Source organism: Mesorhizobium sp. CO1-1-8 (assembly GCF_020164875.1).
In the GTDB taxonomy this organism is placed as follows: Bacteria; Pseudomonadota; Alphaproteobacteria; order Rhizobiales; family Rhizobiaceae; genus Mesorhizobium.
Genome location: NZ_JAIUGZ010000014.1, coordinates 1 through 13,944 on the forward strand (window position 1 = coordinate 1; position 13,944 = coordinate 13,944).

A 13,944-nucleotide genomic window follows, 5' to 3' on the forward strand; every position below is an offset into this window, starting at 1 on the left:
CCTCATTCTCGCAAACGCTCTCATCAGGGACGACCGCAAATGGTCACCTCAGATGCCTTGACCAAGACGGATACTCTTGCCATGGCAAGGCCAGCCGCGGCAATGGCCAGCATGATCGCCGTGCTTTCAAGACTGCCGGGCCGGCCTGATGTTCGTTCGTCCATCACAATTCTCCTTCGAAACTGTTTGACGAAGATCCCGGCCGATCACAATGTGGAAGTTGCGCTGCCAGCCTTCGGCCAAGACGAAGGCTGGAGGGCCGATCGCCTTCCCCGGCGCTGAATATTCGCAGGAGCAAAAGAATGCGCTTCGATCTGGTCGATCTCCGCCTGTTCCTGCTGGTGGCCGAACGCGGCAGCATCACCCATGGCGCCGAGCTTGCCGGTCTGGCCCTGGCGTCGGCCAGCGCCCGCATCAAGGGCATGGAGGACCGGCTCGGCGCGCCGCTGCTGGAGCGCCGCCGCCGTGGTGTGGTGCCGACGCCGGCGGGACAGGCGCTGCTGCATCATGCGCGCGCCGTGCAGAACCAGATTGAGGCGATGGCCGGCGACCTCGCCGCCTATGCCGCCGGCCTTCGCGCCCGCGTCCGGCTGCTGGCCAACACCGCCGCCGCAGCCGAGTTGCTGCGCGACTTCCTGCCGGCTTTCCTTGTCGCCCACCCAGGGATCGACATCGATCTCGACGAGCGGCCCAGCCATGAAATCGCGCAAGCCGTCGCCAGTGGTGCGGCCGATCTCGGCATCGCCGCCACTTGGGCCGGCCTTGCACACCTCGAGCAGAAACCATTCTTCATCGACCGGCTGGTGGTGATCGCCGCGCGGAACCGGCCCGGCCTTGAAGGCCGCACCATCCGCCTCACCGAAATTCTCGGCGAATCCTTCGTCGGCCTCAGCACCGGCCATGCGCTGCAGGAGCACATCGCCCGCCAGGCGGCCCGCCTTGGCGGCCATCTGCATGTCCGCATCCGCGTGCCCGGCCTCGACAATGTCTGCCGGCTGGTCGCGCAAGGTGCCGGCATTGCCATCGTGCCGGAAAGTGCCGCCCGCCGCTCGGCGCGGACGCTGCGCACACTGCGGCTGACCGACGACTGGGCGACGCGCCAGCTCAACCTCTGCGCCCGCCGCTTCGATGAGTTGACGCCACAGGCAAAACTGGTGGCGGCAGCGCTGGTCTGAGCCCCCGACAGCGACCATCTATCCCAGCAGGCTGAATCATGGCCTTGCTTTTCAAATATCCGTGCCGTAGCTTGTTTGCATATTGGCAAAAAATAGCCAAAGTTTTTTCCTTTTGTGAAAGACGGGGACTTTGCGAGAACATCTCGATCTGACCGATCGGCGGCTGGTCAAACAGCTGTCGCACGATGCACAGCCGGGCATCAATCGCCTCGCCGAGATGTTGGCGATTTCGGTGCCGACGGTGCGCACGCGGCTGCGCAATCTGCTCGACCGCAACCTGGTCAAGATCGTCGGACTGCTGAACCTGACCGAGCGGCCCGAGCTGATCTCGGCCATTGTCGGCATCAATGCCCAGGGGCGCGGCCGGGCTCGCGAACTGGCGGAGCGCATTGCCGAACTGCCCTTCGTCAACTCGGCCTCGGTGGTCACCGGGCGTTTCGACATCATCGTCGACGTGACGGTGGCCGGTGACGTCGCCGACCTCTACCGCGTCACCAGCGAACTGATCCCGGGCGCCGGCGAACCGGGCGAAGTCGTGCGCAGCGAGACCTTCGTCGTCATGGCGTCCTGCAATAAATGGGTCAGCCTGCCGGAAGGCTGCTGGTCGGACGACCGCAAGGAGCCGGCATGAAGATCGCGGTACTCGGCGGCCTCGGCCTGCAAGGCCGGGCGGCAATCGCCGACCTGGTCGCCAGCGACGGCGTCGAGGAAATCGTCTGCGTCGACACCGCGCCGGATGGCCCGGCCCGGCTTGCCGGCCTGACCGATCTTGCCCGTGTGCGCTTCGTCGTGCCTGAAGGCGCGATCGGCCCGGCGCTGGCCGCTGTGCTTGACGATGTCGACGCCGTCATCGACCTGTTGCCGCAGCCGCTGATGCGCGAGGCGGTGCAGGCCGCGATCGCCACGCGCACGCCGCTGGTCACCACCAACTACGCCAAGTCGATCGCCGACCTGGCCCCGGCCGCCGAACAGGCCGGCGTCTCGATCATGACCGAATGCGGGCTCGATCCCGGCATCGACCTCGTGCTCTACGCGCGCGCCGCAAGGCAGTTCTCTTCGATTTCTTCGATCGACTCCTATTGCGGCGGCATCCCCGAGCCGAAGGCGATGGCCAAGCCGCTGTGCTACAAGGTGAGCTGGAATTTCGACATGGTCCTGGTCAGCCAGAACCGCGACAGCGTGATGATCGAGAACGGGAAACGTGTCGCGGTGCCGGCCGGCCAGCAGCACGACAATCCATTCATCCATGAAATCGAGGTTGCGGGTCTGGGCAAACTCGAAGCCTTCCCCAATGGCGACGCGCTGCACTATGTCGAGATGCTGGACGCCGCAAAAGGGCTGCGCCGCTCCGGCCGCTACACGCTGCGCTGGCCGGGGTGGTCGGCCTTCTGGGCGCCGTTGAAGGAGCTTGGTTTCCTCTCTGAGGACAAGGTGCCCGGCACCTCCAACAGCCCGCGCGAATTCCTCGGCCGGCTGCTCGGCCCGCAACTGCAATATGGCCCCCGCGAAAAGGATCTTTGCGTGATGCGCAATGTCTTTTCCGGCCTCGAAGGCGGCCGCGCCAAAACAGTGACGTCGGACCTGATCATCGAACGCGATCTCGTTTCCGGCCTGTTCGGCATGAGCCTCGGCGTTGGCTATCCCGCCAGCATCGTGGCGCAGATGTTGGCGCGCGGCGAGATCACCAAACCCGGCCTGCTCAACCCGCTGCTGGATGTGCCCGACATCAGGTTCTTCGATGAATTGGCCAAGCGTGGCATCACGGTTTCCGAGACGGTGGCACGGGACTGAGGAGAAAGATTTTCGAACGGTGGCTGCCGCCGGCAACGGCGCTGCCGCTCAAAAAGCACCCCAAGGGGTGAAAAACAACGTGGAACAATAAAACAAGGAGGAATACCGAAATGAAGATTGCCAGACTTTTCATCGCCGGAAGACTTTTCATCGCCGGACTTGCACTCGCCGGGCTTACCACTGCTGCCAGTGCCGGAACGCTCGACGACATCACCAAGCGCGGCGAACTGCGCGTCGCCGTGCAGACCCAGGGTCCCCCCTTCTCGCTGGTCGGCGCCAATGGCGAACGCACCGGCAGTTCGGTCGAACTGGCCGAACTGATGGCCAAGGAAATGGGCGTCAAAATCACCTTCCTCGACTTCGACTGGGACGGCCTGATCCCGGCGCTCTTGTCGGGCAAGGCCGACCTTCTGGTCGCCGACATGACACCGACGCTGGCGCGCGGCATGAAGGTCGCGTTCACCACGCCTTACATGTACACGGGCAGCACCGTCTTCACCAAGGCCGACAGCAAGTTCAAGACCACCGAGGACTGCAAGGCCAAGGGCACCAAGATCGCCGTGCTGCTCGGCGCCACCGGGGAAAAGGAAGCCAAGAACGCTTTCCCCGACGCCGACATCAAGAGCTACAAGGGGGGCGGTCCGCTGCTGCTCGACGCCGTCAACAACGGCCAGGCCGATTGCGGCGTCAACGACGTCTCGGCGGTCAAGGGCCAGTCGACCGCCTATCCGGCCGGCAGCTTCACCATCATGCCGGACCTTCTGTCGAAGGAGCCGCTTGCCTTCGCCACCCGCTATGACGAGCCGGACCTGTTGATCTGGATGAACCTGTTCCTCAACCAGGTCACCATCGACGGCCGCCTGCAGAAGAACCTCGACTACTGGGTCAATTCCGACGCCTGGAAGAAGGATCACTGAGGAATTAGCGAGTAGGGAGTAGCGAATAGGGAGTGGCTGTTCCGGCCAAGCTTTGCCGCTCCCTACTTCCTTACTTCCTACTACTCGCTATTCGCCCCTCTCACCGCCACGCCCATGCTCGAAAATTTCAGTTTCCGCACCATCGTCGAATACCTGCCGCTGTTCGGACAGGGCCTGATCACGACCGTCTGGCTGTCGGCGCTGTCCTTTGTCGGCGCGCTCATCGTCGGCATCGTGCTGTGCGCCATGAATCTGCAGCGCGGCCGGCTGTTTCGCGTGCCGGCCAAGGCCTATATCGACGCCGTGCGCGCCACGCCCTTGCTGGCGCAGCTCTATTTCCTCTATTTCGGCCTGCCCCGGCTCGGCTTCGTCCTGCCTGAACTGGTCGTCGGCATCCTCGCGCTGTCGCTGAACAGCGGCGCCTATATCGCTGAAATCATTCGCGCCGGCATCCTGTCGATCCCGCGCGGCCAGGTCGAAGCCAGCGTCGCCTCGGGCATGACCTATGTCCAGCGCATGCGCCTTGTCGTCCTGCCGCAAGCCTTCAAGGTGACGATCCCGCCGCTGCTTGGCCAGGCGATCGTGCTGGTCAAGGATTCCGCCCTTCTGTCGCTGATCTCGGTTTCCGAACTGACGCGCGCTGGCCAATTGCTCGCCTCCGACCGCTTCATGCCGGCGGAAGGTTTCCTCACCATCGCCGCCTTCTACCTGCTGCTCTATTACGGACTGAAGGGACTGGCTGGCCTCTCCATCCGCTGGCTCGGCACAGCGGGGGCGCGGACATGATCTGGCAACAACTGCAAAGCCTCGCCGGCTCCTATCCGCTGGCCCTGCGCGGCCTCGGCATGACCGTGATGCTGTCGCTGATCAGCCTGGTGCTCGGCACGCTGCTCGGCTTCGGCCTCGGCATCCTGCGCACCGGCGGCAACCGGCTGATATCAAGCGTTATTGGGGCCTGGGTCGATCTGATCCGCGGCACGCCGTTCCTGGTGCAGATCTTCCTGATCTTCTTCATCCTGCCGGAGTTCGGCATCGAGCTTGACGCCTTCACCGCGGGCATCATCGCGCTGACCAATCTGGCTGCCTGCTTCATCTGCGAGATCGTCGTCGCCGGCATCCGCTCGGTGCCGACCGGCCAGGTCGAGGCGGCACTTGCGTCCGGCCTGTCGCGCTGGCAGCGCATGCGCCAGGTGGTGCTGCCGCAGGCCATGCGCATCGTGCTGCCGCCGCTGGTCGGGCAATATGTGCTGCTGATCAAGGATTCTTCCGTTGTCTCCGCCATCGGCCTCACCGACCTCACCCGCGTCGGCTGGCTGGTGGTGCAGCGTGTGCCCAACGGCCTCTTGGTCTTCTTCCTCGTCGGCGTCGGCTATTTCATCGTCTGCTATCCCTTGATCATGCTGGCCCGCCGGCTCGAACGCCGCATGGGTGCCGCACATGGCGAGGTACAGTTGTGACAGCCAATCGCAAAGGGCCAACCGCCATGACCAAAACCGGCATGATCGACTTTCGCGGCGTCAACAAATGGTTCGGCTCGCTCAATGTGCTGAAGGACATCACGCTCAGCGTCGAACCGAAAGAAGTGGTCGTCGTCTGCGGCCCGAGCGGCTCCGGCAAGAGCACGCTGATCCGCTGCGTCAACGGCCTGGAGGCGATCAAGGACGGCGACCTCGTCGTCGACGGCCAGCGCCTTGGCGATCCGGCCACCAACATGACGCAGTTGCGCACCGAGATCGGCTTCGTCTTCCAGTCGTTCAACCTCTACCCGCACAAGACTGCGCTCGAGAACGTGACGCTCGCCCCCATCCATGTCCGCAAGATCCCGCGCATTGAAGCCGAAAAGGCCGGCCGCGAATTGCTGGCCAAGGTCGGGCTGGCCGACAAGGTCAACGCCTATCCCGCACAGCTTTCCGGCGGCCAGCAGCAGCGCGTGGCGATCGCGCGTTGCCTCGGCATGCGGCCCAAGATCATGCTGTTCGACGAACCAACCTCTGCGCTCGACCCCGAGATGATTTCCGAAGTGCTCGACGTCATGGTCGCGGTCGCCGAGGAAGGCATGACCATGATGGTGGTGACGCATGAGATGGGCTTTGCCCGCAAGGTCGCCCAGCGCGTGGTGTTCATGGACGCCGGCGCCATCGTAGAAAGCGGCACGCCCGACGAATTCTTCTCGCACCCCAAGACCGATCGCAGCCGGGCTTTTCTCAGCAAGATTCTGCGGCACTGAAGCAGGATCGGTCAGGTCGCCTCTTCCGGGCTGCCGCCAATCGCGAACGCGACCCGGCCGCCCCGCCGTCTAAGCAGCACGATGGCGAGGAAGGCGATGACGCCGCTCGCGGCGACGACCACCAGCACCCATAGCGAATTGGCGACGGATATCCGCGCCATCATGAAGGCGAGCGCGAACGGCGCGAAGGCCGAGGTGAACTGACGGGCAGCGCTCGTCCATCCGAGCCGCGCGCCATAGCCGTCGCGGCCGAAGAGTTCGAGCGGCAAGGTTCCGCCGACGATGCTGGTGAGGCCGGAACCGAGGCCAAACAAGAACACGAACAGGAAGGCGCCGGGCAGCCATGGCGTGGTCAGCAGCAGTGCGCACAGCCCGGCTGTGACCAGCGACGCCGCGATGACGGCGAGGTGCGTTTGCTGCAGGCGGCCGCCAAACAGCATGTTGATCAGCCGGCTGGCGACCTGCGCCGGCCCGAACAGCGTCGAGACGAAGAGGCCGGCGGTGCCGAGCCCAAGGGCCACCGTCAGCGGCACCATGTGGATGAGGATCGCCGACAGCACGAAGCCCTCGGTGGCGAACCCCGCCAGCATGAGCAGGAACGCGGCCCGGCCGCGCCGCGGATCGAGCGGCGCGCCCGCTTCATGGGACGACCAGCGCTCTTGGCTCGCGGCCGTCGCGTGACGGCTCGACAGGCGCATCATCCAAGCGTGGATCGGCAGGCAGAGCCCGAGATTGAGCGCGGCGAACAAAAGATAGACCTCGCGCCATGTCAGCTGCGCATGCAGTGCCGAGGTCAGCGGCCAGAACAGGGTCGAGGCGAACCCGGCGATCAGCGTCAGATGGGTGATGCTGCGTTGCGGCCGGGGAACGCCGATCTGCACGATCGCAACGAAGGCCGCGCTGTAGAGAACGAAGCTGGAGGCCAGCTCCATTGCCAGCAATGTCAGGACGAAGGTCACGCGGCCGGGCGCGACGGCGCACAGCGCCAGCGCCATCGCGGCCGCGACCGAGCCGACGGTCATGATGCGGCCGGCGCCGAAGCGGTCGGCCCACCGACCGGCAGTCGGCGCGAACAGGCTGCCGGCAAACAGCGAGGCGGACAGGGCGCCGAACACCCAGCCTTCCGTGAGCCCGAACTCCCCAGCCATTGCCGGCGCTAGGATCGAGAAGCTGTAATAGAGCGTGCCGTAGCCGATGATCTGGGTCAGCCCAAGCGCCCATATCGCCTTGCGCAGGACGGATCGGTCAGGCATCGACGCCGGCCGCCATATTCTCTCGCGTCTCGGTGGCCGGCGCGGTGGCGCAGCCGCAACCCGATGCGCCGATTGCCTTGGCGTCCGCATCCCTGAGGCAGCAGGCACCGACAGTGGCGGGCGCGGGCCCGCCACAGCAGCCGGCGCTTTCCGATACCGTCACGACACCGACGGCGCTGCACACGCCGGTCTCCGGCAGCACCAGCCGGACCTCGCGGGCCGCGGCATGGTCTCCGGCAATATCGGCCACCACCGAGCGGACCTGCTCGTAGCCGGTCGCCATCAGGAAGGTCGGGGCACGGCCGTAGGATTTCGAGCCGACGATGGTGAAGCCGGGTTCGGGATGCGCGAGTTCTGCAATGCCATGCGCCGGAACCGTGCCGCATGAATGGAAGTTCGGATCGATCAGCGGCGCCAGCGCCGGCGGCGCTTCGACGACGGGGTCGAGCGCAATGCGGATTTCGCTGAGGAACGACAGATCGGGCCGGAAGCCCGTGGTGACGACGATGCGGTCGATGGCCAGGTTGAACGGCTTGCCACCCAGGCTGGCGTCGATGACGAGCCCCTCGCCTTGGGCCTCAATGCGGTTGACGGCGAAAGGCGCCAGCATGTTCAGCCTTCCATCCGCCATCGCCTGCCTGGCAGCCAGCCCAAGCGCGCCGCGTTCCGGCAACTGGTCGTTCAGCCCGCCGCCGAGCAATCTCTCGATGCTGGCGTGGCGCAGCGCCCAGAAGATTGCGGTGCCCGGCGCCGCATCCTGCAACTCCATCAGCGCCAGGGCGACGTTGATGGCCGAGTGCCCGCCGCCGATGACCAGGACGCGCTTGCCCGCATAGTCTTCTCTCGCCTTGCCGACCACGTCGGGAATGCCATAGGCGATGCGTGCCGACGCCTCGCCTTCGCCGGCAACCGGCAGCCCGTCGACGCCGATCGGATTTGGCCGCCACCATGTTCCGGACGCGTCGATGACGGCGCGCGCGAGAACGCGGTGTTCGCCGCCGGCATCGCGATAGCGGATGACCAAGGGCGCGTCCTTGCGGCCGTCATTGGCGACCTTGTCGTGTCCCTGACGGGTGATCGCGGTCACCTCGGCGCCAAGCTTCAAATTGGCGGCGATCGCGGGAAGCCGCCCAAGCGGCGCCAGATAATCGCGCACGATCTCGCCTCCGGTCGGCAGGCCCTGGCTGTCCGGCGCCGTCCAGCCGGAGCGGTCGAGCAGCGCCCGCGCCGCCGCATCGATGTTGTATTTCCACGGCGAAAACACCCGCACATGGCCCCATTCGAGCAACGCGGCGCCTACGCTTTCGCCGCGTTCCAGGACGAGCGGAGCGATGCCGCGCTCGACCAGATGCGCCGCGGCGGCCAGCCCGCACGGGCCGGCGCCGATCACCGCGACGGGAAGGTTTGCCATCATGTCCATAGGTTCGATCCTTCCGGTATGTTCGAATTAAAGGCGCAAAAAAATCAAGCCAGTGCTTTGCCGATGGCAGGCGCGCAGACGGCGTCAGCGCAGCACTCGTCGGCGAGATAGCCGATCAGCGCGTTCATGCCGGGATAGTTGGCGCGGCAGATCAGCGTCGTCGCTTGCCGCTCCTGCGTGACAAGCCCGGTGTCGACCAGCCGCTTGAGGTGGTGCGACAGCGTCGAGGACGGAATGTCGAGCTTGCCCTGGACACTGCCGACGGCAAGCCCGTCATCGCCGGCGCGCACCAGGATGCGATAGAGCTGAAGCCGGGTCGGGTTGCCGAGCGCTTCGAGTTGGGCGGCTGCTTTTTCGAGTTTCATGGAAATAAGCTACGCGACACTTTTCGCGCCGTCAACTCAATTTCGAAAATTATGGAAATAGTGTCAGACGTCTCGCTTCCCTGGAGCATAAATGACCACCTCGCCATCCTCCTTGGTGAACGCGCCGATCTCCGGGTTGGGCAGGATGTCCAGCACCTTTTCCGACGGCCGTGCCAGGACGGCGCCGAGCGGGCTGACCACGATCGGCCGGTTGATCAAGATCGGATGTGCCAGCATGAAATCGAGAATCTGCTCGTCGGACCATTTCGGGTCGGCAAGGCCGAGTTCGGCATAGGGTGTGCCCTTCTCGCGCAGCAGGTCTCGCGGCGTGATGCCCATCGCCGCGATCAGTTCGACCAGCCTTTGTCGCGACGGCGGCGTCTTCAGATATTCGATCACCTCCGGCTCCTCGCCCGACTGCCGGATGATGGCCAGCGTGTTGCGCGACGTGCCGCAATCGGGATTGTGGTAGATGGTGATGGTCATTTCGAGGCCCTCTCAGTCGACATGGTATTCCGGACAGCGCCGCTCTTCTCGTACCAACCCTTGCTGCGGTTCACGATCCACACCACCGACAGCATGACCGGAACCTCGATGAGCACCCCAACGACGGTGGCAAGGGCGGCGCCCGAATTCAGCCCGAACAGCGCGATCGCGGCGGCCACTGCCAGCTCGAAGAAGTTCGACGCTCCGATCAGCGCCGATGGCCCAGCCACGCAGTGCCGTTCGCCGCTGAGACGGTTGAGCAGATAGGCAAGACCGGAGTTGAAATAGACCTGGATCAGGATCGGCACGGCCAGCAGCACGATCACCAACGGCTGTGCGATGATCTGCTCGCCCTGGAAGCCGAACAGCAGCACCAGCGTCGCCAGCAAGGCAATCAGCGACAAGGGCTGCAGCGTGGCAAGCAGGGCATCGAGCCCGGCCTGCCCCCTCGCTGCCAGCAGCCGGCCACGAATCAGCTGCGCGACGATCACCGGCGCGACGATGTAGAGTGCGACCGACAACATCAGCGTGCCCCATGGCACGGTGATCGCCGACAGGCCGAGCAGCAGGCCGACGATCGGCGCGAAAGCGACGATCATGATCGCATCGTTGAGCGCTACTTGCGAAAGCGTGAAATTCGGCTCGCCGCGCGTCAAGTTCGACCAGACGAAAACCATCGCCGTGCAGGGCGCCGCGGCAAGGATGATCAGCCCGGCAATGTAGGAATCGATCTGCACGGCGGGCAGCCACGGCCGGAACAGCCAGCCGATGAAGAGCCAGCCCAGCAGCGCCATCGAGAACGGCTTCACCGCCCAGTTGATGAACAGCGTCACGCCGATGCCGCGCCAATAGGTGCCGACCCTGGCCAGCGAGGCGAAATCGACGCGCAAGAGCATCGGCACGATCATCAGCCAGATCAGCACGGCGACGGGAATGTTGACCCTGGCGATCTCGGCCGACGCGATGGCGCCGAACACGCCCGGCAGCAGATGGCCAAGCGCGATGCCCATGACGATGCACAGTGCCACCCACACCGTCAGATATTTCTCGACGAAGCCGATGCCGGGCCGCACCGCCTCACTCGCGGTCAGAGCGTGATCGGTCATGATGGTTTCCTTTTTGGACGGCGCGCGACAGATGTTAAATATCCGGCAAGCCATGCGCGGCTCAGCAGTCGCAAGTCACGGCATTGATGACGGGACGGCAGAGCTCCGGCGCGCCGTTGCAGCAATCTTCCATCAGATAGGCCAAAAGGTCGCGCAAGCCGGTCATGTCGGCGACATAGCGCACGGTCCTTCCGTCGCGGTCGGGACGGATCAGCCCAGCATGGGCGAGCACCTTCAGATGCGCCGACATGGTGTTCTGGACCGTGTCCAGCCTCGTTGCGATCTCGCCCGCCGGAATGCCTTCCGGGCCGGCACGCACGAGCAGCCGGAAGACATCCAGCCGCGTCTCCTGGCCAAGTGCGGCCAGCGCGTTCAAAGTGCCCTTCTTATCCATATATCCGAATCCTTGGATTTATGGATTCGTGAATATCGGCTCCCCCACGATCTGTAAAGGGTGTCCGCCCACCATCACGTGACGGCAAGCACCTTTCCCGTATCGTGCTGGCGCACGAAGTCCACGCGGGCGCCGTCCCAGTGGTAGCTGTAGTGGCGGCCCTGAACTGGAATGGTGATGACATCGGGCCAGAAGATGCCGATGCAGCCGCCGCCCGGCATGCGCACGCTGTTCCACACCAGCCCGTCACTGCCTCCTGCCCGCAGCGCCCGCCCTTCCGCCTGCGAGGCGGAATAGTCGTCCGGGTCGAGCACGCCGGGCACGGCGTTGACGTCATCGAGGTCGCGGTCGACACTGCCGATCAGCACGCGGAAATCCGCCGTCCAGCCCGGCCCCTCGTTGGTGGCCCGCATGAATTTCTGGTGGTGATGGATGGTCTCGGCCAGCGCCACCTCTTCGCTGTCGCCGGCATAGTAGATCCCGTAGCTGCCATCCGAGAAGCGGCCTGGCCTGAGCGTCGAGCAATGCACGAAGGGCGCCATCACGAAGCTCGCGCCGGGGCCGGAAATCCGCCTTGCGGCAGCCACCTTGCCGAGGTCGCCGATCTCGAACCTTATACGCGGGTTGGTCTTCGCCTCGACGGAGGCAAGCGCCTCCCAGTCGCGCGGATCAGCAATGTCCTCGAACAGGTCGATCGGCGGGTGGATGGAGCGGATGATGCGGAAGGTCTGGTGCCAATGGACGCCGCGCCGGACCGCAAGCCCACTCACCATGCACCACGCTCCGCATCGAGCCATTCGCGCATCGCCGAGAGATCTGAAATTTCGCCGCGCAACATCAGGTCAAGCGCGGACTGGCCGCCAAAAGTGGCATTGGGCTTGCGGATCCAGGCATAGCCGCGCGCCGGCTCCGTGAACAGATAGCGCAGGCCCTTATGGATGCCCATCAGGTGCGCCATGCGGGTGCGCAGGTCGCGGTCGATCCTGCCGACGCCGCCTTCCTTCCAGCGTGCCCCAATCTTCCAACGTGCCCAGGTGCGCGCCGACATACCGCCAAGCAGGATGCAGGCCTCCAGGTCGGTGAGGTTCCAGGCCTTGAACAGATTGACCGTGGTGCGCGCCAGAGCGCCCGCTTCTTCATCCGAGATAGCGGCTCCGAACGTGGCCGGCGTGGTGACTATGGACTGAAGCTGCATTGCGCTCACCTTGCTGATTGGCAGATATATAGCATGAATTTGCCAATTGGCAAGAGTGCGGGAGTGGCAAGGCTTGGCTACAAAATGAAAAGGGCGCGGCCCACACCGCAGACCGCACCCCGTTATTGCATCACACTGTGACGTGCCTACTCCGCCGCCTCATACCCCGCGATGCCCTTGATCTCGAGGAAATCCTCGAGCCCATATTCGGCATATTCGCGACCGTTGCCCGACTGCTTGTAGCCGCCGAACGGCAGGCCGGCGTCCCAGGTGGGATAGTTGATGTAGACATTGCCGGTGCGCATGCGCGCCGCCACTTCGCGCGCCTTCTTCATATCCTTGGCCTGGATGTAGGAAGCGAGGCCATAGACGGTGTCGTTGGCGGTCTCGACCACCTCGTCGACGCTGTCGTAGGGCATGATCGCCAGCACCGGTCCGAAGATTTCCTCGCGCGCGATGCGCATGTCGTGGGTGACGTCGGCGAACACCGTCGGCCTGACATAGTAACCGCGGTTGAGTTCGGCCGGACGGCCGGGGCCGCCAGCGACCAGCGTCGCACCTTCGTCGATGCCGGCCTGGATCAGGTCCTGGATCTTGTCGAACTGGACCTGGCTGACGACCGGGCCGAGCTTGGTGCCGGCAGCGTCGGCGGGGCCGACGGTGAATTTATCCGCGGCCGCCTTGGCATAGCCAGCCGCCTCGTCATGGCGATCGCGCGGCACGAACATGCGCGTCGGCGCGTTGCAGGACTGGCCGCTGTTGCTGAAGCAGCCGGCGACGCCCTTGCTGACGGCGCTTGCGAGGTCGACGTCCCCGAACAGGATGTTGGCCGACTTGCCGCCAAGCTCCTGATGCACGCGCTTGACCGTGTCGGCGGCGGCCTTGGCCACCAGGATGCCGGCGCGGGTCGAACCGGTGAACGACATCATGTCGATGTCGGGGTGGCTGGACAGCGCCTGGCCAACGCCCGGTCCGTCGCCATTGACGAGGTTGAAGACGCCCTTCGGCACGCCGGCTTCGTCCAAAATTTCGGCGAAGATGATTGCGTCGAGCGGTGCGATCTCGGAGGGCTTGAGCACCATCGTGCAGCCGGCGGCAAGCGCCGGACCGACCTTGCAGGTGATCTGGTTGAGCGGCCAGTTCCACGGCGTGATCAGGCCGACGACGCCGATCGGCTCCTTGACCACGAGATGGTTGCCCTTCACGTGGCGGAATTCGAAACTCTTCAACGTCTCGGCCATTTTGGTTAGATGCGCCAGCCCGATGCCGACCTGGCTGTCCAACGCCATCTGGCGCGGCGCGCCCATCTCGCGTGACACGGCAACCGCAAGATCGCCACTGCGCTTCTTGTAGACAGCGATGATGCGGTTCAAGAGTTCGAGCCGCTCGCCGACCTCGCTGAAACCAAAGCTCTTGAAGGCGCGCTTGGCGGCGGCCACCGCCTTGTCGACATCGGCCTTGGAGCCTAGCGAAATCTGCGCAAAGGCGTCCTCATTCGAGGGATCGATGACGTCCAATGTGTTGGCCGCAACAGGATCGACCCACGCGCCATCAATGTAGAACTGCAGATTGTGTGACATGGTTTCTCCTTGGCCGCATGGCCGCGCCGGGCCGT

At 64.7% G+C, this 13,944-nt stretch carries 17 protein-coding genes; 8 read left to right on the forward strand and 9 right to left on the reverse strand.

Going from position 1 to position 13,944, the window contains the following annotated elements; translation table 11 throughout:
* The 8 genes from LB558_RS24315 to LB558_RS24350 all read left to right on the forward strand — a co-directional run.
* On the forward strand, window positions 1–282 hold a 282-nt coding region (locus LB558_RS24315), incomplete at its 5' end, for a hypothetical protein (RefSeq protein WP_224699881.1).
* 20 nt (window positions 283–302) lie between these two features.
* Entirely contained in the window at window positions 303–1,175 is an 873-nt protein-coding gene (locus LB558_RS24320; RefSeq protein ID WP_224699882.1) for a LysR substrate-binding domain-containing protein, read from the forward strand.
* Between the two features lie 130 nt (window positions 1,176–1,305).
* Complete coding sequence (locus tag LB558_RS24325; protein ID WP_224699883.1) at window positions 1,306–1,806, forward strand: Lrp/AsnC family transcriptional regulator; 501 nt, start codon at window positions 1,306–1,308, stop codon at window positions 1,804–1,806.
* Window positions 1,803–2,966, forward strand: coding sequence for a saccharopine dehydrogenase family protein (locus tag LB558_RS24330; protein ID WP_224699884.1), 1,164 nt, complete (start codon window positions 1,803–1,805; stop codon window positions 2,964–2,966). The genes LB558_RS24325 and LB558_RS24330 overlap by 4 nt, the downstream gene beginning before the upstream one ends.
* A 110-nt stretch (window positions 2,967–3,076) precedes the next feature.
* Window positions 3,077–3,883: an ABC transporter substrate-binding protein gene (locus LB558_RS24335; RefSeq protein ID WP_224699885.1), complete on the forward strand. Its 807-nt coding sequence runs from the start codon at window positions 3,077–3,079 to the stop codon at window positions 3,881–3,883.
* Between the two features lie 114 nt (window positions 3,884–3,997).
* Window positions 3,998–4,669 carry an amino acid ABC transporter permease gene (locus tag LB558_RS24340; protein WP_224699886.1) on the forward strand — a complete coding sequence of 224 codons (672 nt, stop codon included), beginning with the start codon at window positions 3,998–4,000 and terminating at the stop codon, window positions 4,667–4,669.
* On the forward strand, window positions 4,666–5,340 hold the full coding sequence (locus tag LB558_RS24345) for an amino acid ABC transporter permease (RefSeq protein ID WP_224699887.1): 675 nt from the start codon (window positions 4,666–4,668) through the stop codon (window positions 5,338–5,340). The genes LB558_RS24340 and LB558_RS24345 overlap by 4 nt, the downstream gene beginning before the upstream one ends.
* 26 nt (window positions 5,341–5,366) lie before the next feature.
* Window positions 5,367–6,110: an amino acid ABC transporter ATP-binding protein gene (locus LB558_RS24350; RefSeq protein ID WP_318011672.1), complete on the forward strand. Its 744-nt coding sequence runs from the start codon at window positions 5,367–5,369 to the stop codon at window positions 6,108–6,110.
* Window positions 6,111–6,121: 11 nt separating this feature from the next.
* On the opposite strand, the gene arsK is transcribed toward LB558_RS24350, so the two are convergent.
* The 9 genes from arsK to LB558_RS24395 form a co-directional block, all read right to left on the reverse strand.
* Complete coding sequence (arsK, locus tag LB558_RS24355; protein WP_224699888.1) at window positions 6,122–7,363, reverse strand: arsenite efflux MFS transporter ArsK; 1,242 nt, start codon at window positions 7,361–7,363, stop codon at window positions 6,122–6,124.
* Entirely contained in the window at window positions 7,356–8,783 is a 1,428-nt protein-coding gene (locus LB558_RS24360) for an NAD(P)-binding domain-containing protein (RefSeq protein ID WP_224699889.1), read from the reverse strand. Before LB558_RS24360 ends, arsK begins: the two co-directional genes overlap by 8 nt.
* A 44-nt stretch (window positions 8,784–8,827) precedes the next feature.
* Window positions 8,828–9,148, reverse strand: coding sequence for an ArsR/SmtB family transcription factor (locus LB558_RS24365; RefSeq protein WP_224699890.1), 321 nt, complete (start codon window positions 9,146–9,148; stop codon window positions 8,828–8,830).
* Window positions 9,149–9,211: 63 nt separating this feature from the next.
* Window positions 9,212–9,634 (reverse strand): arsenate reductase (glutaredoxin), encoded by a 423-nt coding sequence (arsC, locus tag LB558_RS24370; protein ID WP_224699891.1) that lies wholly within the window; start codon window positions 9,632–9,634, stop codon window positions 9,212–9,214.
* Complete coding sequence (gene arsB, locus LB558_RS24375) at window positions 9,631–10,740, reverse strand: ACR3 family arsenite efflux transporter (RefSeq protein ID WP_263495397.1); 1,110 nt, start codon at window positions 10,738–10,740, stop codon at window positions 9,631–9,633. Before arsB ends, arsC begins: the two co-directional genes overlap by 4 nt.
* 61 nt (window positions 10,741–10,801) lie before the next feature.
* Window positions 10,802–11,134 carry an ArsR/SmtB family transcription factor gene (locus LB558_RS24380; protein WP_224699892.1) on the reverse strand — a complete coding sequence of 111 codons (333 nt, stop codon included), beginning with the start codon at window positions 11,132–11,134 and terminating at the stop codon, window positions 10,802–10,804.
* A gap of 74 nt (window positions 11,135–11,208) precedes the next feature.
* Window positions 11,209–11,907 (reverse strand): RES family NAD+ phosphorylase, encoded by a 699-nt coding sequence (locus LB558_RS24385; protein WP_224699893.1) that lies wholly within the window; start codon window positions 11,905–11,907, stop codon window positions 11,209–11,211.
* Window positions 11,901–12,329 (reverse strand): MbcA/ParS/Xre antitoxin family protein, encoded by a 429-nt coding sequence (locus tag LB558_RS24390; protein WP_224699894.1) that lies wholly within the window; start codon window positions 12,327–12,329, stop codon window positions 11,901–11,903. Before LB558_RS24390 ends, LB558_RS24385 begins: the two co-directional genes overlap by 7 nt.
* A gap of 146 nt (window positions 12,330–12,475) precedes the next feature.
* Complete coding sequence (locus tag LB558_RS24395; protein ID WP_224699895.1) at window positions 12,476–13,909, reverse strand: aldehyde dehydrogenase family protein; 1,434 nt, start codon at window positions 13,907–13,909, stop codon at window positions 12,476–12,478.
* Window positions 13,910–13,944 lie beyond the last annotated feature (35 nt).